Annotated in this window: 18 protein-coding genes and 1 pseudogene; 12 read left to right on the forward strand and 7 right to left on the reverse strand. The window is 62.1% G+C overall.

What is annotated here, in order from left to right:
- Window positions 1-185 precede the first annotated feature (185 nt).
- Window positions 186-458 carry an exopolysaccharide production repressor protein gene (locus NLY44_RS25230; protein WP_023668815.1) on the forward strand — a complete coding sequence of 91 codons (273 nt, stop codon included), beginning with the start codon at window positions 186-188 and terminating at the stop codon, window positions 456-458.
- Between the two features lie 47 nt (window positions 459-505).
- On the opposite strand, the gene NLY44_RS25235 is transcribed toward NLY44_RS25230, so the two are convergent.
- The 6 genes from NLY44_RS25235 to NLY44_RS25260 all read right to left on the reverse strand — a co-directional run bounded on the left by NLY44_RS25235 (window position 506) and on the right by NLY44_RS25260 (window position 6221).
- Window positions 506-2341, reverse strand: coding sequence for an ABC transporter ATP-binding protein (locus NLY44_RS25235; protein ID WP_023703578.1), 1836 nt, complete (start codon window positions 2339-2341; stop codon window positions 506-508).
- A 5-nt stretch (window positions 2342-2346) separates the two neighbouring features.
- Window positions 2347-3315: a phosphoenolpyruvate carboxykinase (ATP) gene (locus NLY44_RS25240; protein WP_023806168.1), complete on the reverse strand. Its 969-nt coding sequence runs from the start codon at window positions 3313-3315 to the stop codon at window positions 2347-2349.
- Window positions 3315-5231 carry a lasso peptide isopeptide bond-forming cyclase gene (locus tag NLY44_RS25245; RefSeq protein ID WP_023806167.1) on the reverse strand — a complete coding sequence of 639 codons (1917 nt, stop codon included), beginning with the start codon at window positions 5229-5231 and terminating at the stop codon, window positions 3315-3317. The genes NLY44_RS25240 and NLY44_RS25245 overlap by 1 nt, the downstream gene beginning before the upstream one ends.
- A 3-nt stretch (window positions 5232-5234) precedes the next feature.
- Window positions 5235-5609, reverse strand: a complete 375-nt coding sequence (locus tag NLY44_RS25250) for a lasso peptide biosynthesis B2 protein (RefSeq protein WP_245263854.1) — start codon at window positions 5607-5609, stop codon at window positions 5235-5237.
- A 25-nt stretch (window positions 5610-5634) separates the two neighbouring features.
- Entirely contained in the window at window positions 5635-5934 is a 300-nt protein-coding gene (locus NLY44_RS25255; RefSeq protein ID WP_023806165.1) for a PqqD family protein, read from the reverse strand.
- Between the two features lie 134 nt (window positions 5935-6068).
- Window positions 6069-6221 carry a lasso RiPP family leader peptide-containing protein gene (locus NLY44_RS25260; RefSeq protein WP_023684233.1) on the reverse strand — a complete coding sequence of 51 codons (153 nt, stop codon included), beginning with the start codon at window positions 6219-6221 and terminating at the stop codon, window positions 6069-6071.
- A gap of 478 nt (window positions 6222-6699) precedes the next feature.
- Here NLY44_RS25260 and NLY44_RS25265 point away from each other — a divergent pair, with 478 nt between their 5' ends.
- From NLY44_RS25265 to NLY44_RS25310, 10 genes are all read left to right on the forward strand, one after another.
- The gene (locus tag NLY44_RS25265; RefSeq protein ID WP_023806164.1) at window positions 6700-7824 is read left to right on the forward strand and encodes a nucleotidyltransferase family protein; all 1125 of its coding nucleotides are present in this window, start codon (window positions 6700-6702) and stop codon (window positions 7822-7824) included.
- Between the two features lie 145 nt (window positions 7825-7969).
- Window positions 7970-8992 carry a glycosyltransferase family 2 protein gene (locus tag NLY44_RS25270; RefSeq protein ID WP_023806163.1) on the forward strand — a complete coding sequence of 341 codons (1023 nt, stop codon included), beginning with the start codon at window positions 7970-7972 and terminating at the stop codon, window positions 8990-8992.
- A gap of 127 nt (window positions 8993-9119) precedes the next feature.
- Entirely contained in the window at window positions 9120-9515 is a 396-nt protein-coding gene (locus NLY44_RS25275; protein WP_023806162.1) for a hypothetical protein, read from the forward strand.
- 121 nt (window positions 9516-9636) lie between these two features.
- Window positions 9637-10536 (forward strand): endo-1,3-1,4-beta-glycanase ExoK, encoded by a 900-nt coding sequence (exoK, locus tag NLY44_RS25280; RefSeq protein ID WP_023806161.1) that lies wholly within the window; start codon window positions 9637-9639, stop codon window positions 10534-10536.
- A gap of 55 nt (window positions 10537-10591) precedes the next feature.
- Window positions 10592-11923 carry a UDP-glucose dehydrogenase family protein gene (locus NLY44_RS25285; protein WP_023755600.1) on the forward strand — a complete coding sequence of 444 codons (1332 nt, stop codon included), beginning with the start codon at window positions 10592-10594 and terminating at the stop codon, window positions 11921-11923.
- A 31-nt stretch (window positions 11924-11954) separates the two neighbouring features.
- Window positions 11955-13034, forward strand: coding sequence for a glycosyltransferase (locus NLY44_RS25290; protein ID WP_023702333.1), 1080 nt, complete (start codon window positions 11955-11957; stop codon window positions 13032-13034).
- Between the two features lie 216 nt (window positions 13035-13250).
- Window positions 13251-13952, forward strand: coding sequence for a glycosyltransferase (locus tag NLY44_RS25295; protein ID WP_286455637.1), 702 nt, complete (start codon window positions 13251-13253; stop codon window positions 13950-13952).
- Complete coding sequence (locus NLY44_RS25300) at window positions 13841-14491, forward strand: glycosyltransferase (RefSeq protein ID WP_286455638.1); 651 nt, start codon at window positions 13841-13843, stop codon at window positions 14489-14491. Before NLY44_RS25295 ends, NLY44_RS25300 begins: the two co-directional genes overlap by 112 nt.
- A 221-nt stretch (window positions 14492-14712) precedes the next feature.
- A complete protein-coding gene (locus NLY44_RS25305) occupies window positions 14713-15882 on the forward strand; it encodes a glycosyltransferase (RefSeq protein WP_023806159.1) in 1170 nt (389 codons plus the stop codon).
- Window positions 15879-17342 (forward strand): lipopolysaccharide biosynthesis protein, encoded by a 1464-nt coding sequence (locus NLY44_RS25310; protein WP_023684224.1) that lies wholly within the window; start codon window positions 15879-15881, stop codon window positions 17340-17342. Before NLY44_RS25305 ends, NLY44_RS25310 begins: the two co-directional genes overlap by 4 nt.
- A 225-nt stretch (window positions 17343-17567) precedes the next feature.
- Here the strand turns inward: NLY44_RS25310 and NLY44_RS25315 are convergent.
- Window positions 17568-18734: pseudogene (locus tag NLY44_RS25315) on the reverse strand (polysaccharide pyruvyl transferase family protein); the annotation flags it as partial.
- Window positions 18735-18911: 177 nt separating this feature from the next.
- On the opposite strand from NLY44_RS25315, the gene NLY44_RS25320 reads away from it, so the two are divergent.
- A complete protein-coding gene (locus NLY44_RS25320) occupies window positions 18912-20084 on the forward strand; it encodes a glycosyltransferase (protein ID WP_286439494.1) in 1173 nt (390 codons plus the stop codon).
- Window positions 20085-20110 lie beyond the last annotated feature (26 nt).

Genomic DNA, 20110 nt, shown 5'->3' on the forward strand with positions numbered 1-20110 from the left:
TGCCGTCAGTTTCGCGCCTTAATAGAGTCGCAAATTATTCCTGATAGAGTCTGGATGGGTTGGGAAGGCCGGAAGCAACCGGCCGAAAAAGAGCAGCTAAATAAGCTCGCATGGCGAATGGGGAGATACTCGGGTGGGTAAGTCATCGCTTTTGCATGCTCGGGCCGGTTGACGGGCCGCCGAACATGTCATTACCAAAATTCGTCATTGGAATGGTTTTCGCCCTCGCGATCGTGGTCGCGTGGTCCTATGTCGACGGCGCGACGGTCACCACAACGGTGCTTCGCGTCATCGGCTGCGCTGTCCTCATCCAAATCGGTTATTTCCTGCTGGTGTATGTGATGATCGCCAGGAGCGCGCCGACATCGGCCGACAGGGCTCGCGACGCCGAAAGAAGCCTCGGCGCCGACAAGGCGGTTGAAGGCGAGAAGCTCTCGGCGAGGCGCAGCGTGCATTGAACAGTCTGAAGCCGCAAGGTCGGCCTCGGATCATCTTGCAGCCGGACTCAGCCTGCTTCGGCCGGCTCGGGTTCCGATTGCTCGCCTGAAAGCATTTTCGACAGGCGGCTGCCGGCCTTCGCTTTCAACCTCTGATATTGCCCCACTTCGACGATTCGTCCGTTTTCGACTGCAACCACCCAGTCGGCGAAGGCGATCATCGATGGCCTGTGCGCAATGGTCAGGATCGTCATCGATCCGCGCAAGCCGTCGATCGATTTGGCGATCAGGGACTGGTTCTGCCAGTCGAGCGCGCTGGTCGCCTCGTCGAGAATGAGCAGCGAAGGTTTGCGCAGCAGCGCGCGCGCCAGCGCGATGCGCTGGCGTTCGCCGCCCGAGAGCCGGACGCCGCGGTCGCCGACCACCGTGTCGAGCCGCAACTCCAGCCGCTCGACGAAGTCGGCGCCATGCGCAGCGCGCAGTGCAGTCCACAGCTCCGCGTCACTGGCTTGCGGCGCGGCAAGGCGCAGATTGGCGGCGATCGTATCGTGCAGCAGGAACACGTCTTGCGGCACATACGCCACCTGGTCGCGCCAGCGCCGGCGGTTGGCGGCGCCGATCTCGACGCCATCGGCCAGGATTTTGCCCTCGCTCGGTTCGAGCAGGCCAAGCAGCATGTCGGCAAGCGTGCTCTTGCCCGAGCCTGACGGACCGATCAGCGCCGTTACCTTGCCGGCGGGAAGGCCAAACGTCACATCGCTCACCACCGGCTTGCCGCCGGCCTCATAGGCAAAGGAGACGTTGCGGATGTTGAGCCCGACATCGAGCGACAGCTTGGCATCCGATTCGAGGTTTGCCGGCTCGCTTTCGGCATCGAAACGCGCCTGCATGTCGCGCATCGAGGCATAGGCCGGCAGATTGATCAGCACCTGCTGCGCCTGCATCTGCATGTCCATGAAACGCGGCGCGATGCGCATGAACACCAGAAGCAAGACTACGATCTCGGCCAGTGAGAGGTTGAAGCGGACCAGGGCGACATAGATGAACAGGCTCAGACCAATGACGCTGGCGACCTGGAACAGCGCGGTGCCGATGGTGCTGTTGCGCACATAGTTGATGTTGTCGGCCTTCATCTTCTCCAGCGTCGCGCGAAGCTGCGCGTAATAGGTCGCCTCGACATTCAGGCTCTTGGCCACCTTGATGCCGCCGAGGAACTCCGAGACCGTTCGGTACTGCTCCTGGCGATTGCTGGTCAAGACCCGGCCGAAGGCGCTGGCTCGTGCCCGAAACGGCTGCAGTGCCAGGAAGGTGACGATGCCGACGACAATGGCAAACGCCGTCATCACTGGCGAAATGAACAGCGAGACAACGAGATAACCCGCCAGAAGCACGGCGATCTGCACCAGCATCAGCAGCGAGAACGCCGCCGACTGCACGCGGTCGATATCGCCGGTCAGCGCATGGTCGAGATCGGAGCTGCGCATGCGCGCGAATATCCCCCACCGCGCCTTGCCGATGCTCTCGAACAGGTTCATGCGCAGGCGATTGATGAAGTCGAGCAGCAGTCGCGCCATGTAGACGGATTTATAGCGGTTGAACGCTGCCTGCAGCGCGACAAGCCCGACCAGCAGGCAAAGCACCGTGGTCAATTGCAGCGTTCCGTCCGGAGCCAGCCAGCGCACCCAGTCGCGGTCAGGCAACCTGACCGCGAAATTCTGCTCGGGTCGCCCGACCAGATGCAGCAGCGGCACCAGAAGCAGGATCGAGATGCCTTCGGTCAGGCTTCCCAGGATCAGGAACAGCAATGCCGTGAAGGTCCTGCGCCCGCCGATCCGGGCCATGGCGGCGCCGAAGCCGGCGACATCGCGGTAAAACGAAAAGCGCAGGATCTGCGATGCGGACATGTCAGTCACCGCGGCCCTTTGTCGGCCGCCAGATCGTTTTCGATCAGGGCGACGGCTTCGCCGATACGGTCGAGCCCGGTGGGCACTTCGAGGCGACAGACGCCGATCTGGCTGGCCAGGGCGGCGCATTGGCGAAGATGTGTCGTGGCAAAATCGCCGACCAGGGCTGGACGGCCGAAACGCGTCACATAGGAAAATTTGATGATTGCCGGCAGGGCGCCGATGCCTGGCAGCGGCGTGATCGCTGCCTTGTCGCTGCGCTCGAGGATATAGATCCGGGTCGCCGGCACCGCGTCTGCCGCAAATCCGGCGTGCAGGCGATGCTGCATCTTGTCGATCGCCGCATGCACCTGCGGGCGTATTTCTGCCTGGCGGATGGGAAACGCGGCGGCGGCATCAGCGGCGAGCTTCAACTGCGGAAAACCCGGAACGATCATCGGCCGGTCCGTGAGATCGAGCGCCACGACATCGTCGGTCAGCAAGCGATGGCCGGCGCGGATCATCGCGCTCGCGGTCGTCGATTTCCCGGCGCCCTTGTCGCCCATGAAAACAGCGCTCTTGCCGCCGACGGCAATGGCGCTGGCGTGCAGGATGAGCAGGCCGCGCTGGTGCAGGAGCAGTGCCATGACCGGACCGAGCAGCGGAAACGCCAGCAGCGCATCGTCGACATCGGGCGCCGGCTCCACCTCGATCCGGCAGGCATCGGTGATCAGGAAGGCGCCGACCGTCTGCCATGCCAAATATTGCTGCCGCGCCTCGAAACCGAAAGCGGTTCCGGTCTCGGGCGAGGGTTTTGGCAGGTCGATCGGGCCGACCGTGATCAGCACATCGACGCAAGCTGGTTCGCTCGGCTCTAGCTCAGGCAGTTCGACCTGAGAAGCGATCGTCAGCCCATAGGCTTTGTAGAAGTGCTGTGCGCGAGCAGCAATTGCATGGCGGTCATCAGCGGCAAGAGGCATGTTGGCCGGCATCATCAGTGGCTCCCGCGCTGTTGCACCTGCCGCAGCCACAACGATAGCGAAATCGAACGCCATACATACTGGACATCGGGCAAGGTCGCGGCCTCGGGTTGGCTGGAAATGCGGCCATAGGCGGCGGTCACCTCAGGCAGGTTGACGTAAGGGGCGATCCGCGCCGCATCTTTCACCAGCACCTTGTCCAGGAGATCGCGGTGATTGCCGAGCATGCCTTTGACCAAATTGGAGGTGAAATCGATCTTGTCGCGCCGCCACTGCACTGCCGGCGGCAGGATACCTTCCATGGCGCGGCGCAGCACCGAGCGGCCAAAGCCCTGGTTCAGCTTTTCCGCGCCGGGCAGCGCCAGACAGAACTCGACCAGCGGCTTGTCCCAGAAGGGGTAGCGCGGCTCGACGCCGAAATTCGCCGCCGCCTTGTCGAGTACCTCGAAGGCGTGCGGCACCATGCCGTTCGACAGCAGCCAGCGATGGGTCAAGGTCTCGCTGGCGCTGACCGCGGGCGACATGTAGCCGGCCCGGCGAAAGCGCTCGACGAGGTCCGTGCGCATCGCCAGGTCCGGATTGATCAGCCCGCGCCAGCTGGTCGCTGGGCGCCCGGCGGGATGGCGCCGCAGCTTGTTGATTGCGCGGTTCGCGAACCGCATGATTTTCGCGACGCGCCAGGCAGGCCCGTAGAGGGTCAGGAACTTGTAGTAAAGGCCGAGCATGCCGTCGCCATAAGTGTTGGAAGCGCTGCGCAGCTCACGCCACAGCTCCATCCATTTGCCGGCATAGGCGAGTTCGTGCAGATGGCCGTGGCCCTGCGAAACCACCTCGTCGCCGCCATGGCCGTCCAGCAGCACCCTCATGCCCTTGGCGCCGGCGGTCCTGTAGATGTCGCGGGTCAGCGACAGGCCGGGCGCTAGGAACGTTTCTTCCTGCTCCTCCAGAATGCGTTCGAATTCGGCGAAGGGCGCATAGTTGCCGACGGAAATCAAAGTGCCGTCGACCTTCTCCTGTCCAAGCACTGCCTCGATGAAAGGCCGCTCGTCCATCGGCGAACCCTTTTCGAACATCAGCGAGAAGGTCGGCAGCCTCGGCTTTCGCTGCGCGGCATTCTGCAGGCCCGCCACGCAGGCGATCGACGAGGAATCGAGCCCTCCGCTCAGCATAGCACCGACCGCAGGCGTGCCGCGCATACGGTTGCGGACCGATTGCGAAAACAGATGCCGGAATTCCTCGGCCGTATCCGATCGCATCGGCCTTGGCGAGGGTTCGATCTGCCAGTAGCGGCGCAGCACCACCTGGTTGCCGGTCACTGTCAGACTGTGGCGCGCCGGCAGGCGGAAGATATCGGCATAGGCTGTCGACTGCGGATTATCGGGCAGCCCGGCCAGGAATCCCGAAATCTGGTGTTCGCTGATGCGCATGTCGACGCCGCCGACATCGAGGATCGGCCCGATCTCGGAAGCAAAGACGAAACGCCGGTCGCTCGAATGGTAATAGAAGGGTTTGACGCCGAAATGATCGCGCACGCAAAACAGCTGCCGGCGCTCGGCGTCCCAGATGGCAAAGGCGAAGTCGCCCTGCAGATGTTCGGGACAGGCTTCGCCCCAGCGCAGATAGGCGCGCATCACAAGCACGGCGTCGGCAACCGAATTGTCCCGGATGCCGAGCCTGGCCAGCAATTCGTCGCGATTGTCCAGCCGGCAGTCCGCGGTGATCGCGAGCTTGCCGCCGGCCATGGTCAGCGGGCCGGGGCCGGCTTCAGCGGTGGTGTTGAGCCAGGCGTGGCCAAGAACGACGCCCTCGTCCATCCACCACGAACTGCCGTCAGGCGCGCGATGTTGCATGCGGGCAAGCATGCGCTGGATGCCGGCCGCGGCGGCCTGCCTGCCTTCCTGCCTCAGCAGAATTCCGGCGACGCCGCTCATCGCTCAATGGCCGTGGTCGACGAGATGGTTAAACCCGCCAAGCGAGCCGCCGAGCACGATGTGGTCGCCGCTGACCAGCCAGGCGTGCGCCTTCAACTCGGTGCCGGTATCGCGCTCGATGCCGATGCGGATTTTTGAGGCGTTGCCCTGGCGGGCAAGCAAATATTGGCCGGAAAGCGCTTGGGTCAGACAGCTTGCGCCAGGCACCAGGCGGGCAGCCGCAGCCACGCCCCAGGCGACACGCCTGAGATCGCCGATGTCGGCTGGTTCGCGCGCGTCGAGCCGGGTCACCATGCGGCGCACTTTGTTGTAGGAAAGCAGCGTCAGCCCCAGCCGCACCGCCACGACCACCGCAAGGCAATGGGCGAGAAAGAGCATCTCCGGCCCGCTCAGTGAGAAAGCTCTAGACAAGTTCCTCATCATGGAGCCTCGCAAGCCCGGCGTCCGCCAAGCCCTTCAACAATCCATCGACATCGGCCTTGCAGCGTTCCGGATCGACATTGTAGCGATCCAGCACGGCGCTGCGGATTTCGGAAATCGGCCGCGGCTCCTGGATCAGCTCCCAGATATAGGCGCCGACGCTGTTCAGGCTGTAATAGATGTTGGACCTCATATCGAGCAGCGCCAGGCCGTTGCCAAATTCGCAGGCCACGGCATCCTCGCTCGCGCTCACCCGATCATGGTCCGAGGGGTTCCAGTCCATTCCTAAACCTCACTCACAACACCAACGCTTCGGCAAGTCCGGAAAAAGGCGCGAGAGCCGGGGTTTGACCCCCGACTCTCCTTAGTGCGCTCTGTTTGCAGAGTCCGGACTTTGTCACCCCAACGAGAGAAGACTCAGGAGAAGGTGAGTTCGCCGACCGGCGTATGTGCCGGAAACGAGGCGTCGAGTGCCGTAGTACCGCTACCGCCTTGCGTGATGGTCTCGATCGAGCCGTGGACCGTCAGGCTAGGGGTTTCGTACTCATGCTTTTCAACATTCTGTTCCAATTTACTCTCCACTTGTGGACTGGAAGCGGCCTGTCGATTGCCGGCAGCGAGCTATTGCTGCACCGCAATAGCTGCATGGCAGCATTTATGAGTCAAGCCTGATTTACCAGCCGTTAATCAATTCTCGGTTGCGACTCCCTTCAATGGTGATCAAAGCGCTTTGCATTTTCACATCCCAGGAGAATTCAGCAGAGTGTCCGAGGCTACCAACTAATTGTCTGATCTAATTGCGTTAAATTTTTCTTCGAATGCTCCTCACTTGGGCGCTGGCGCATTCCCACAAAATTGTTGCTGACGTACCCGTCACAAGCCCCGATCAGGCGGCGCCTTGCATCTAGGACTGTGTTGCGAAACGTTCAGGTTGCAGGAAATTGGCGCCAAAGGAAAAACTGGACGCGGCGCATGAATTTGGCGATGCTTTGCTTCGCACTTGCAATATAACGCGCCTGGCGAATTTTTTGCGGAGATGCTGCAGCAGATGGCCTTGCAGGAAGGGACCTTCGAAAGGTTGCGCGCCGCTGGCTGCGCCGACGAAATGGCCTATGTGCAGGCGTGCCTGCGGCTGTTCTTCGCCTCCGGGGCGAGCCCCAGCACCGCGCCTGCACCGGCCATCTCCGTTGCCGATGTTTGCGACATCGCCAGGCTGAACAAGGTCGCCACCTTCATTCTGAAGGCGCTGTCGCGCCCACCGGCGGGCGAGACGCCGCCGGGATTGCTCGAGTGGCTCGACACTTATCGCCGGCGCACGATTGCGATGAACTCGTCCGGCATCATGGATTCGATGGCCATCGACAAGGCGCTGCGCGGCAGCGGCATCGATTTCGTGTTCCTGAAGGGGCCCCTCCAGCAGCAACTGCTCTATGGCGACCATTTCATGAAGCCGTCCGGAGATGTCGACATATTGGTGTCGCCGGTCGGCTTCTTTAGAGCTCGCGATGCGCTGCGCTCGATCGGCTACGAGGTCGCCGGCAAGTCCCGCTCCGTCTGGTGGGTGCGCTTTCTGGGCGAGCAGCACATGGTTCGCAGCCAAGGTCGGAAATTGTCCACCGTCGATCTCCATTACCGGCTCCAGCAGCCGGGATCGCCCAGCCCGCGCGATACGGAAGGGTTCCTGCGCCGCAAGCGCGCGCTTGCGATCGCCGGCTCCAGCGTGCCGTTCATCTCGGCCTCCGACACTTTGCTTCTGTCCTGCATCAGTGTCGCAAAGGCGCTGTTCAACCGCGAGCCATGCGCGGGCTATGTCTGCGATATCCGGGCCGCTGCCAGTCGGCTGAGCGAGGCCGAGCAGCAGACTGTGCTCGACTACGCGGCCGAGCAGGGGCTGGCCGACACCCTGCTGCTGGGCCTGCGCGTCGCCGATGTGCTGCTTGGTGGCGCCGGCACGCTGCTGTCGGATCGGGCCACCAGGATCCTGTCACGCATCGGCAATGAAGACCTGTTCCACATGGTCATCGCGCCGTGGCTGTCGTCGCTCAGATGGCCGCAACGGCGCACCGTTTTGTGGGAATTGTGCGGCCGCGAACCTGTCCGCTATCTGACCGAGGCCGGCTGGGCCGCGTCAGCCGACCTCAGCCGGCGGATTTTCGAGCGGGAAAGCCGGTGACGATGAGGGTCGTCATGCAGCAGGCAGAAAACGTTCCGTCCCGATCCGCTGGGGATGGATCATGGGAGGATGGATCGGGGTCCGGCGCCGCGCGCCGGGAGGGCGAGGGGCCTCGCGACACTTTACGCAATCGAAAGGCCATCCTATGTCCATGACAGAATCCCGGGTCTGCGTGATCATCGCGGCGCGCAACGCGGCCCGGACCATTCCCGCAGCCATCGCCTCGGCGCTGCGCGAGCCGGAGGTGGCGGAAGTCGTTGTCGTCGACGACGCCTCCACCGACGACACCGCAAAAGTGGCCAGCGCTGCCGACGATGGCAGCGGTCGGCTTTCGGTCATCCGGCTCGACGTCAATCGCGGCCCGTCCTTCGCCCGCAATGCCGCCATTGCCGGGTCGAAATCGCCTTTCATCAGCATTCTCGACGCCGACGATTTCTTCCTTCAGGGACGGTTTCGCCAGCTGTTTGCCAGCACCGACTGGGATTTCGCCGCCGACAACATCATGCTGATCCGTGACGATACGGCGACCGACGTCTCTAAGATCGTCGCCCCGTCCTTTTCGGCGGACCCGGAATTCCTCGACTTCGAGCGGTTCATCGAGGGCAACATCTCCAGACGGCGTGTCCAGCGCGGCGAACTCGGCTTTCTCAAGCCGGTGATATCAAGAGCTTTCCTCGACAGGCATGGGCTGCGTTACGACGAGAACCTGCGTCTCGGCGAAGACTATGAACTGTACGCCCGCGCCTTTGCCCTTGGCGCACGCTTCAAGGTCATCCGTTCCTGCGGCTATGGCGCGATCGTGCGCGCCGATTCGTTGAGCGGGCGCCACAAGACACAGGATCTGAAGCGCCTCGCCGATGCGGATCTGGCACTGCTCGAGATCGACAGCCTGCCGGAAGGCTCCAAGGCCCTGCTGCGCAAGCACGAGCGGCATGTGCGTGACAAATACCGGCTGCGCAATTTCCTCGATGTGAAGGCCGAGCGCGGCATGGCGTCTGCCGCCGCCTATGCGCTGGCCAGCCAGTCGAACCTCATTCCTATCGTTGTCGGCGTGGCCGCCGACAAGCTCGATGCGTTGTTTCGCCACGCCGGTCTGTCCCCGCGGCAGCAGCCGGTGCCGCCCTTGCGCTTCCTCATGGCCGCTACCAACACGGCGGCGCAAAAGTAGGCTCCGCCAAGTCCGGGACGGCGGCCGCAAGGCTGAAAAAATTGCCTTTCTGAAACTCGGAGGTTGCCTACACGCCCCGACGATGGCACTGTATGTTGCGGTGCAGCAATTTTGGAAGGCCAACGGAATGGCTTCAATTTTCAGCTTCAGGTCCAGGGACCCAGCGCGGGACAAGCAGACCGATCTGGCGCGTTTCGACCGTCTGGCAAAGCTGTTGGATCAGATCACGGCCGAGATTGCGGCCGAAAAGACCGGGCTGGAGGCCCGCTACCGGTCGAAGTCCACCAACGCGGCCTTCCTGGTCGAGTCGATGGAGAACGGCTCGGCGTCGGCAAGCAAGCTGTCGGAAGTCGGCGAGTTGACGAAGTCCATCCTGAACTGCGAACAGCGCATCGCCGAGCTGGTGCGCCAGACGAGCCGGATGAAGGAGCTGCGTCATTCGCTCGACGCGATCGTCGGCGAGAATGGCCATGGTTTTGATTCGCACGGCGAATATGTCGAATCCGCAGGTCGCTTCGGCTGAACACGGTCACACGAGACACAGAAGAGAAAGTTCGGGGACGGAGGATCGGGATCGGCCCGTTAGCAATGTGGGCCAATCGGTGACTTTGGGTTGGGGCGGAACAGCACAAAGGTGAATTGATATGAACGCAGATCCGAAGACGACGCCCATGGCGGCAATCGATGCCATGATTTCGACGCGGCCAAATCGGCCAATGCGTCTTGTATTCCCACCGCGTCTTCTATCGGTTGGTGCGCTTCTGTTGGCGGCAGCCGCAGCTCTGCTCGGCGCCGCGCACCCCTCCCGCGCCCAGGACGCCTCCCCGGAGATGCAAAGCGCACCGTCCTTCGTCGACGATTTCAAGAGTTTCGATCGTTCGCGCTGGTATGTCTCCGACGGCTGGTCGAACGGCAATCACCAGAACTGCACCTGGTCGAAAAGCCTGGTAAAACTTTCCGACAACATGCTGACGCTCGGCTTCGAAAAGCGCAAACTGAAGGACCGCGAGTTCGCCTGCGCCGAGATCCAGACCAAGCAGCGCTTCGGCTATGGGACCTATGAAGCACGGATGAAGACCGACACCGGATCCGGTCTCAACGCCGCTTTCTTCACCTATATCGGCCCTGCCGACAAACAGCCCTGGTATGAGATCGACTTCGAGGTGCTGACCAAGGATACATCCAAGGTGCAGGTCAACAGCTACATCGCCGGCAAGCCCAAGAACGAGAAGCTGGCCGAGGTCGAAGGCGGCGCCGACAAGGGCTTCAACGACTATGCCTTTATCTGGGAAAAGGACCGGCTGCGCTGGTACGTCAACGGCAAGCTGGTCCAGGAAGTGACCAATCCCGAGCAATTGCCGACCCACTCGCAGAAGATATTCTTCAGCCTCTGGGGCAGCGACACGCTGAAAAACTGGATGGGCGCCTTTTCGGACCCCGGCCGCCAGGTGACGATGCAGGTGCAGCGCGTGGCCTTCACCGCGCTCGGCCAGCCGTGCCAGTTTCCGGAATCGCTGGCATGCAGTGTAAGCAGCATAAAGTAGATCTGAACCGGCCCGGCCATATAAGGCCAAAGGGCGTGAACAGGAATTAACCCGAATGAATTTGACGGTCTTTGGAATTGGCTATGTCGGTCTCGTGCAGGCCGCGGTGCTGGCGGAGGTCGGGCACCAGGTGGTGTGCGTCGATGTCGATGAAAAGAAGGTCGAGCGGCTCAACCAGGGCCTGGTGCCGATTTTCGAACCGGGACTGGAGGCCCTGGTCAAGGAGAACCACGCCGCCGGCCGCATCAAGTTCACCACCGATGCCGCCGCCGGCGTCAAGCATGGCGAGATCCAGATGATTGCGGTCGGCACGCCACCCGGCGAGGACGGTTCGGCCGACCTCAAATATGTGCTGGCGGTGGCCGAGACCATCGGCCGCGAGATGGACAGTCCCAAGATCGTCGTCGGCAAGTCGACCGTGCCGGTCGGCACCTGCGAAAAGGTGAAGGCCAAAATCGCCGAGACGCTGAAGGCGCGCGGGCGCCAGGACCTGGCTTTCGACGTCGCTTCCAATCCTGAGTTCCTCAAGGAAGGTTCCGCCGTCGCCGACTGCATGAAGCCTGACCGCATCATTGTCGGCACCAACAGCGAGGACACCGAGGCGGTGATGCGCGAGCTCTACGCGCCGTTCAACCGCAACCACGAGAAGATGATCGTGATGGACGTGCGCAGCGCCGAATTCACGAAATACGCCGCCAACTGCATGTTGGCGACCAAGATCTCCTTCATGAACGAGATGGCCAATCTGGCCGAGCAACTCGGCGCCGACATCGAGGAGGTGCGCAAGGGCATCGGCTCGGATCCACGCATCGGCTATCACTTCATCTATCCCGGCCTCGGCTATGGCGGTTCGTGCTTCCCCAAGGATGTCCGCGCGCTGATCAAGACCGCCGAAGGTGTCAAATTCGACGCCAAGCTGCTGCGCGCCGTGGAGGAGCGCAACAATGCCCAGAAGTCGGTGCTGTTCGACAAGGTGCACCGTTATTTCAAGGGCAGTCTCAAGGGCAAGACCTTCGCGCTCTGGGGCCTCGCCTTCAAGCCCAACACCGACGACATGCGCGAGGCGCCGGCGCGCGTCCTGATGGAGGCGCTGTGGCAGGCCGGCGCCAATGTGCAGGCCTACGATCCCGAGGCTATGCAGGAATGCCAGGCCATCTACGGCCTGCGCGACGACCTTTTGTTGTGCGGCACCAAGGAGGCGGCGTTGCGCGGCGCCGACGCGTTGCTGATCGCCACCGAGTGGAAGAGTTTCCGCGCCCCGTCCTTCGACGCGGTGAAGGATGCTCTGACCACGCCGGTCATCTTCGATGGTCGCAACCTCTATGATCCCAAGGTCATCGCCCGTCACGGCATCGAGTATTTCTCGATCGGCAGGATGGCGGCGTGAAGGCAGGGCGGCACAACGCGGAGCCAGGTTCATGAAAGTTCTGTTTGCAGGCGGCACCGGCTACACGCCGCAATTCAGCGGGGGCGTCCAGTCGAGCACCCACCACCTGGTCGAGCAATTGCGCGAAAACGGTCACGAGGCATCCGTTCTGGCAGCGCTGTTCGGCGACGGCATGTTCGGCTTCAGGGCGCGCGCCAAGATGAAGCTCCTTCGTCAGCGCGCGGTCATCGACAATTTCCCGGGCTATCCGGTTGTACGGGCGTGGTTTCCCTGGGAAGCGGCCGGCTTCGCCGTCAAAAAGTTGAGGCCGGATGTCGCGGTCGTGCAGTGCCACAATTCGGTGCCGATCGGCAGAGAGCTGCAGAGGCTTGGCGTGCCGCTGACCGTCTATCTGAGGAATGTCGAATTCGACGAATTGGCCGGCGATCTGCGTGAGCTCCATTCGGCGGTCTATATCGCCAACTCCGAGTTCACCGCGCGCGCCTATAAGGCAAAATTCGATATCGATTCGACGGTTATTCCGCCGACCATCAATCCCGCGTTCTACAGCACACCGACGACCGGTGAATTTGTCACGCTCATCAATCCATATGAGGAAAAAGGCTTCGATCTTGCGGTGCGCATTGCCGCCGCCTGTCCCGAGATCCCGTTCCTGTTCGTCGAAAGCTGGAAGCTCGACGACGATCATCGAGCCCGGATCGAAGCAACAATATCTCCCCTCCAGAACGTCAAGCTGGAAAGCCGCACCAGCGACATGAAGACGGTCTACGGCCGCACGAAAATCCTGCTTGCGCCCAGCAAATGGGAAGAAGCCTGGGGCCGGGTGGCCTCGGAAGCGCATTGTAGTGGCATTCCCGTGGTCGGCTCGCGCCGCGGCGGTCTGCCGGAAGCGATCGGCGCCGGCGGCGTGGTACTGGACTACGACGCCCCGCTCGCCGACTGGGTCGCAACGATCAGGCGGCTGTGGAGCGATGAGGCCGAGTACAAGCGGCTGTCAGCGACAGCACGTCAGTTTTCGGAGCGGCGGCAAATGAACCCCGACAGCCAGTTCGCAACGTTCATGGGCGTTCTCGACCGCGCAAGACGTGTCGGTTTGGAGCGCGCAGCCTAAACGCGTCGTGTTGCATTTCAGCTGAGACGCTGCACGACCGTGGTCGCGCAAAGTCCCGTTAGCCAGGTCCAGGCGTCGTGCGCCCGTCCGGATCACTTTTAATTGCTGCAGTGCAATATTTTGTGGCACTGCAGCAATCAACGTGTATTCTGCCTGTCTACATTAGGGCTTGTGCGACCGCTTGGTCCGAGCAAGCCCCAACCTTATGGGCGGGTCATGCGCGTGGGCTTTGTCGTCGGCGAATTCCCTCTGCTTTCGGAAACCTTCGTCGTGGACCAGATGGCTGGGCTGCTGGCGCGGGGCTTTCAGGTCGAAGTGGTCTGCGAAAAGATGCAAGGTGACCACCGAATTGACCGGCAAAGCGAGCCGATGGCGACGCTGCTCGCCAGAACCCGACATTGGTGGCGATGGGCCGCTGTAATCAGCAAATTTGTACAGCGTCTGCCGCCGCGTCTGCGATACAAGGCCTCGACCGTTCTCGACATCGCCTTTGCACGCCGCCTGAACCGCTGCGACGTGATTGTCGCCCACTTCGGACAGAACGGCGAGAGAGCAGCCGCACTGAAGAAATGGAAGGTGCTCAAACCACCGATCATAACCATCTTTCACGGCGCGGACGTGGCGATCCCGGCGCGGCAGGCAGTGCTCGCGACACAATATGCCGGGCTGACCAAGCATGGGACCCTGAACCTGCCCGTCAACGATTACTTCCGCACGATGCTGCTGGAAGCCGGCCTGTCCCAGGCGAGCACGACGGTCCACCATATGGGAATTGACACCCGCGAAATCGGCTATCGCTGGGAATCGTGGGAAGGCACCCAACTGGTCGTGACGACGGTTTGCCGCCTGGTCAAAAGAAAGGCGTCGAGTTCGCCTTGCGAGCCCTGGCCTCCCTCAAGGCCTCCCAGCCGCAGCTAGACTGGCGTTACGACATTGTTGGCGACGGTCCTCTGCGGATGAATCTGGAGAAGCTGGCCGTAGAGCTGGGCTTGGCTGGTCGCGTAACATTCCTCGGCAGCCTCCCTCACGCAGAGGTGAAAAGACGGCTTCGCATGGCGCATCTCTTTTTGCTGCCAAGTATCACTGCCAGCGACGGGGATATGGAAGGCATTCCGGTCGCGCTCATGGAGGCCATGGCCGCCGGATTGATTGCGGTCAGCACGTATCATTCGGGAATCCCGGAGCTCATCAAGGATGGGGAGACGGGGTTGCTTGCGCCCGAGCGAGATATTTCAGCGCTTGCCGGCAAGCTTGCCTGGGCCGCGGAGCACCCGACCGAATGCGAGCGTATCGCGCTTGCCGCACGCCGCAAAGTCGAGGAGGACTTCAACGCAGATGTTCTGAATGAACGTTTTGCGCAGATCGTTACCCAACTGGCCACATCGAGCCCTGCGCATGCACCCACCGGTCATGTCGGCGTTTCCGAGGGCTTGGCGGATCCTTCATCTGCCGGCTGACACTGCTCCTCTGCGTTTGATCGGCAGGCACGCCAAGCTGAGGGAAATCTTGCTACACTGCACCAAAAATGTTGCAGTGCAGCAAGACCTGTACTAACGTTCCTGCGGGTGGGCCAACAGCGGTAGAGTTCCATGCTGCATGTCTTGTGCTTCCGCCACCCTGTCTTCGGCCCGGCTTTTGTCAAAGGGACACCGGCTCCCCGGACGAGCGCATCCTGCCGATGAAGATCTGCTTTGTAGTCGACAAGTTTCCCTCATTGTCCGAAACCTTTGTTCTCGACCAGATAGCCGGATGCCTTGAGCGCGGCATGGAAGTCGGCGTCGTCTGCAACGAGACGTCCTTCGGCAGGGACAGCAACATCGATGATCCGCGCTGGCAGGCGTTGCCAGGAAAGGTCGTATGCTGGTGGGGTGGCCTGGGTCGCTATCGCCCGCTGCTCAGGAAGTGGTCCGGCAGGTTCTGGGACAAGCTCTCGACCGCCATCGACATTGCTCATGCGCGAAAACTGCAGGGCGCCGACGTCATCGTTGCCCATTTCGGCAACAACGGCATGCGCGTGGCCCGCGCGATCAAGCGCGGGAGGATTTCCGCTCCCCTGGTGACGATATTTCACGGCCGTGATGTCGGCGAACCGCTGCATGACAATACGCTCGCGCGCTACAAGATTGTGTTCGAAAAGGGCGTTCTTCAACTGCCGGTGAATGCGTTTTTCCGCGATGCCTTGATTGAGGTCGGTGCATCGCCGGAGCAGGTTGTGGTTCACCATATGGGGGTGCGGCCGAGTGACATCGACTATCGGTGGCGTTCATGGGAGCAGGCTACGCTCTCTTTCATCTCGGTCTGCCGCCTGACTGAAAAGAAGGGCATCGAATATGCGCTTCGCGCGCTTGCTGGCCTGCCGCGGCGAGACTGGATCTACTCGGTGATCGGCGGCGGAGAACTTCTCGAGGAGCTGAAGGGGATCGCCGCAGAGCTCGGCATTGCCGACAGGGTGAATTTTCTTGGGCCCCGGCCGCACAGCGAAGTCAAACAGCTTCTGCGCGCCGCGCATGTGTTCCTGCTGCCCAGCGTCGGCGCCCGCGATGGCGATCTGGAAGGCATTCCGGTTTCCCTGATGGAAGCGATGGCCGCCGGCCTGACGGTGGTCAGCACGTATCATTCCGGGATCCCTGAACTGATCGATGATCACAAGACGGGTTTTCTCGTGGCTGAGCGGGACGTTGCGGCGCTGACCGGCAAGCTTGCCTGGATCGCCGAGAATCCGAAGCCGTGTCAAGGGATCGCTCTCGCGGCGCGCAAGAAGATCGAGGCCGAGTTCAACTCCGATCTGCTGAACCAACATTTCGTGGAAATCGCCATGCGGCTTGGCGAAACGAGGTCGCTTGCATGAACGCCAATCCGCCCCCCCAGTTCGGTCGTGTCGCCCTGCGCGGCGGGCTGGTAACCATCGGCGCCCAGGGCTTCAAGATGGCGATCCAGTTTCTCTCCGTCATCGTGCTGGCCCGTCTGCTGGTCCCCGAGGATTTCGGTCTGGTGGCTTCCGTCGGGCCGATCGTGGCCTTCGTCGGGCTGCTTCAGAATCTGGGCCTGCAGCAGGCTGTGGTTCAGCGCAAGGACATCAGCAACCAGCAGCTCAACCAGGTGTTCTGGATCAGCGCGCTCGTCGGGCTGGGTAGTGCCGTGGTAGTGGCCGGCCTGGCGCCTGCCATCGCCGCGTTCTATGGCGATCAACGTATGTCCGGCATCACCCTTGGCTCTGCCCTGCCGCTGCTTCTCGGCAGTCTGGCCGCAGTGCCGCTGGCGTTGATGAACCGGCACCTGCAGTTCGGCCAGCTCGCACTGAACGACGTGATAAGCGCCGCCGCCGGACTTCTGGCCGCCGCGATCGCGGCCTATGCGGGGTTGGGCTACTGGTCGCTGGTCATCGGCCCGGCGGTTTCGGCAGCTATCGCCCTGGCTGCCGCCTGGCTGGTGGCGCGTTGGACGCCTTTGCGGCCGGACCTGAAGGTCGATGCCGATATATTGTCGTTCGGCGCCAACCTGACCGGCTTCAACCTCGCCAACTTCTTCTCGCGCAATCTCGACAACATTCTCATCGGAAAATATTCCGGTGCGATCGAACTCGGCTATTACGACCGCGCCTACAAGCTCCTGTTGTTCCCGCTGCAGAACATCAACCAGCCGCTGACACGGGTCATGGTGCCGCTGCTCAGCCGCATTCACGATGACAAGGCCCGCTTTCGCGATATCTATGTGCGCACCAACTGGATGCTGGCGGCCGTTACCATGCCGGGCATCGCGGCGCTGACGCTGACCTCCAATCAGATCGTCGGACTTCTCTTCGGCGCGGGCTGGGCACCGGTCGCACCGATCTTTGCCTGGCTGGGCATCGCCAGCCTGGTCCAGTCCGTTTCAAGCACGACGGGATGGATATTCATCTGTCAGGGCAAGACGAAGACCATGTTCCATTGGGGCATCTATTCGTCGCTGACGACCGTCGCTGCCTTCGTCGTCGGCCTGCACTGGGGCGCCGTCGGCGTTGCCGCGGCCTATGCCATCAGCGGTTACGTGCTGCGCGTTCCCGTGCTGGCGCTACTGGTCCATCGCGTGGGTCCGGTGACCGCCGCCGACTTCCTGCTCATGCAGGGGCTTTTCATCGCCTCGTCCCTGCTTGCCTGGTTCCTGTACCTGTGGTTGCCGGCGTCTCTAACGGGCCAGTCAGACCTGCTCGCGGTCTTTTTGGCGCTTGCCCTCAACTACGGCATCGGTCTCGTTTTCATGCTTGCCGTCCCGCAGTCGCGACGCGCTTTGTTCACCACCCTGTCCAACGCCGCGCGCAATATCCGCTGAGCGGCCGGCGAACAGCGGCGCCAGCAGGTTTGTGGCCGACATTGCCGAAGCATGTTCTTCGAGCACGGCCTGAAGGCTTGTCTTGCGATAGCGGTCGAGATCTCCCGCAAACCGGCCGAGCTTTTCGCGCGCCTCTTCGGGCGTCACGGTGTCGATGTCGAGCAGCACATCGTCGACACCGATTCGCTTGGCCACTTCCTTGGTTTTGAACTCGTAGGCGATCGGCAGCACCGGCGTGCCGACGCAAAGCGACATGATCATCATATGCATGCGAGTCGCGACGACGAAGTCGAAGCCCTTCACCAGCGCCATCAACTGGTCCGGCGTGTGGAACGAAGCGTCCACCGTCACGTGGCTGGCGATCTCAGGATCGAGCTCGGCAACGATGGCCTGCGCGGTCTTGGAATCGTCATGGGCATATTCCGGCACACCCTGACACGTGGAGACGAAGGTCACCTCCTTGCCAAGGTCCCTGACAAGAATTGTGGCGATCTCGCGGACCGAATCCAGATAGCGGCGCATGCCGCCCTCACCGTCGCTGACGTAGTTCCAGTGGCGGACCGAAATAGCGACGCGGCCCGTCGACGCCGGCGGCTGGCTGGAAGCGAGACGCTTGCCGATCCTGTCGGTATCGGCCAAGGCGAATACGGCATCGGCCACCACGTGGCACTTGCCGAGATCCTTCACCAAGTCCCGGATATGGGTCCGCGACCGTTCGTCGCGCAGCAGGATGAGCGGGCTGCGGTCAAAGATCGGGCCGAGCTCCTGGCGGTTGTAACTTTTGTCGAACGGACCGAGGGATTGCGTGAAGAAGACCGGATCTTTGCCAAATACGGCATCGAGCCTGAACTGATTGAGGCGTCGTTCGAGATTGTAGTTCTCGACGAGATAGGTTCCCCCTGTGGTGACCACCATGTCCGCGTCGGCGTAGATATCGAGACCGCGCCGGTCGCGATGGCTGAAAAAATTGCCTAGCGCGCTGCTGCCAAACCAGCGCAGGGCCTGGAGAACGAGCCGATTGTAGATCGGCTTGAACCGGTCCCTCAGCCCGCTGCCATTCTTGTATCGGAACAGGGATTCCGACAGCAGCTTATGAAATTCGAGGTCGGGATAATCCGTCTTCGGATAGAGTCGTTCCGCAACCTCGGGCTGGCTGTCGAAGACGGCAAACCGCACGTCGCCTTGCACGATCGTCTTGAGAATGTGGCGGATCGCCAGCAGAATCGCCGCATCCCCGGTATTCAGGCAGACTGTGTTTTCAACGACGATCTTCATGGGATACCTCATTTCGTCAGCAGATTCCGCGGCGTGGCCTGCGGTGCCTAGGACGGGCATGGTGACCGAAAATACCCACGCCAGGACGATCCCGATGCGGCTCGCGTCACAATCCATCGCTGCATCGGGCTGGGTGACCAGCCAGAGCGGCGCTCAAGCCCGACGGAGGGTAACGCATCAATTTTGCAGTGCAACAAAAAACGTGCACTTATGCTACGGCGCACCAAAAATGTTGCGATGCAGCAAAAGCTGGGTTAGCATTCCCCTGGGTGGGCCAACAGCGGTCGAGTTTTCATGCTGCATGTCTTGTACCTTGTGCACGATGTTTCCGACCCGGCGGTGCGCCGGCGGATCATAATGCTCAAGGCAGGCGGCGCGCGGGTCACGTTGGCCGGCTTCCGTCGGACCACAAATGCTGTTCCCGACGTCGAGGGGCTGCAGCCGGTCGACCTCGGCGCGACGCGTGACGGCCGATTCGGCCAGCGTCTGGCGGCGGTCGCCAAGGCGGCGCTGTCGATAGGCTCGAAGCTTGCGGCGATGCCGAAGCCCGACCTCATCATCGCGCGCAATCTGGAAATGCTGGCGCTGGCCAGGCGCGCCAAGGCCGCCTTTCGCGGCGGCGTGCCGATCGTCTACGAATGCCTCGACATCCATCGCCTGGTGCTGCGCAATGACATGCTGGGCAAAGCACTGCGCACAGCGGAGCGTTATCTCGCCCGCGACGTGAAGCTTCTGGTGACGAGCTCACCGGCCTTCATCGCCAATTATTTCAAGCCGTTCGGGCAGGTCGCCGCACCGGTGGAACTGGTCGAAAACAAATACTTCGAAACCGCGCCGATCGCCTTGGATGACAGGTCAAAGGCCGAAAACCCTGCAGCACCCCCGTGGCGCATCGGCTGGTTCGGCGCGCTGCGCTGCCGCCGCTCGCTGGAGCTGCTGGCCGACTTCACGCGCCGTCAGGGCGGGCGCTTCGAGGTCGTCCTCCGGGGCCGTCCGGCACTCTCGGAATTCCCGGATTTCCACGCTTTTGTCGAGGCCGAACCCTATCTCTCCTTTCGTGGCCCCTACCGCAACCCGGAAGACATGGCCGCGATCTACGGCGAAGTGCATTTTTCCTGGGCGATCGATTTCTTCGAGGAAGGGCAGAATTCGGAATGGTTGCTGCCCAACCGCCTCTATGAGGGCTGCCGCTTCGGCGCCGTACCGATCTCGATGGGCAATACCGAGACGGGGCGCTTTCTCAACCAGCAGGACATTGGCATCCTGCTTTCCGATGCCACGCCCGAAATCCTGGAAACCGCGCTCGGCCGCATGGACCAGGAGCACTTCGGCAAGGCCAAGGCGCGCGTGCTGGCCCGCAACCCACGAACCTGGAGCTACGACGGCAGCGACTGCCGCGCCTTTGTCGACAGGCTGCGCGGTCTGGCGGCGGTCCCCGGTCCCTTCGTCACCGAAGCGCTGGCTTAGCGATGGCTGATGATGGGAAAAATACA

It is taken from the genome of Mesorhizobium sp. C089B, from assembly GCF_030323125.1.
In the GTDB taxonomy this organism is placed as follows: Bacteria; Pseudomonadota; Alphaproteobacteria; order Rhizobiales; family Rhizobiaceae; genus Mesorhizobium.

What these genes read in the sequence shown, in the direction of transcription:
- NLY44_RS25230 (WP_023668815.1), top strand. Translation starts at nt 186, where the DNA reads ATGTCATTACCAAAATTCGTCATTGGAATGGTTTTCGCCCTCGCGATC.
- NLY44_RS25235 (WP_023703578.1), bottom strand. Translation starts at nt 2,341, where the DNA reads ATGTCCGCATCGCAGATCCTGCGCTTTTCGTTTTACCGCGATGTCGCC.
- NLY44_RS25240 (WP_023806168.1), bottom strand. Translation starts at nt 3,315, where the DNA reads ATGATGCCGGCCAACATGCCTCTTGCCGCTGATGACCGCCATGCAATT.
- NLY44_RS25245 (WP_023806167.1), bottom strand. Translation starts at nt 5,231, where the DNA reads ATGAGCGGCGTCGCCGGAATTCTGCTGAGGCAGGAAGGCAGGCAGGCC.
- NLY44_RS25250 (WP_245263854.1), bottom strand. Translation starts at nt 5,609, where the DNA reads ATGCTCTTTCTCGCCCATTGCCTTGCGGTGGTCGTGGCGGTGCGGCTG.
- NLY44_RS25255 (WP_023806165.1), bottom strand. Translation starts at nt 5,934, where the DNA reads ATGGACTGGAACCCCTCGGACCATGATCGGGTGAGCGCGAGCGAGGAT.
- NLY44_RS25265 (WP_023806164.1), top strand. Translation starts at nt 6,700, where the DNA reads ATGGCCTTGCAGGAAGGGACCTTCGAAAGGTTGCGCGCCGCTGGCTGC.
- NLY44_RS25270 (WP_023806163.1), top strand. Translation starts at nt 7,970, where the DNA reads ATGTCCATGACAGAATCCCGGGTCTGCGTGATCATCGCGGCGCGCAAC.
- NLY44_RS25275 (WP_023806162.1), top strand. Translation starts at nt 9,120, where the DNA reads ATGGCTTCAATTTTCAGCTTCAGGTCCAGGGACCCAGCGCGGGACAAG.
- exoK (WP_023806161.1), top strand. Translation starts at nt 9,637, where the DNA reads ATGAACGCAGATCCGAAGACGACGCCCATGGCGGCAATCGATGCCATG.
- NLY44_RS25285 (WP_023755600.1), top strand. Translation starts at nt 10,592, where the DNA reads ATGAATTTGACGGTCTTTGGAATTGGCTATGTCGGTCTCGTGCAGGCC.
- NLY44_RS25290 (WP_023702333.1), top strand. Translation starts at nt 11,955, where the DNA reads ATGAAAGTTCTGTTTGCAGGCGGCACCGGCTACACGCCGCAATTCAGC.
- NLY44_RS25295 (WP_286455637.1), top strand. Translation starts at nt 13,251, where the DNA reads ATGCGCGTGGGCTTTGTCGTCGGCGAATTCCCTCTGCTTTCGGAAACC.
- NLY44_RS25305 (WP_023806159.1), top strand. Translation starts at nt 14,713, where the DNA reads ATGAAGATCTGCTTTGTAGTCGACAAGTTTCCCTCATTGTCCGAAACC.
- NLY44_RS25310 (WP_023684224.1), top strand. Translation starts at nt 15,879, where the DNA reads ATGAACGCCAATCCGCCCCCCCAGTTCGGTCGTGTCGCCCTGCGCGGC.
- NLY44_RS25320 (WP_286439494.1), top strand. Translation starts at nt 18,912, where the DNA reads ATGCTGCATGTCTTGTACCTTGTGCACGATGTTTCCGACCCGGCGGTG.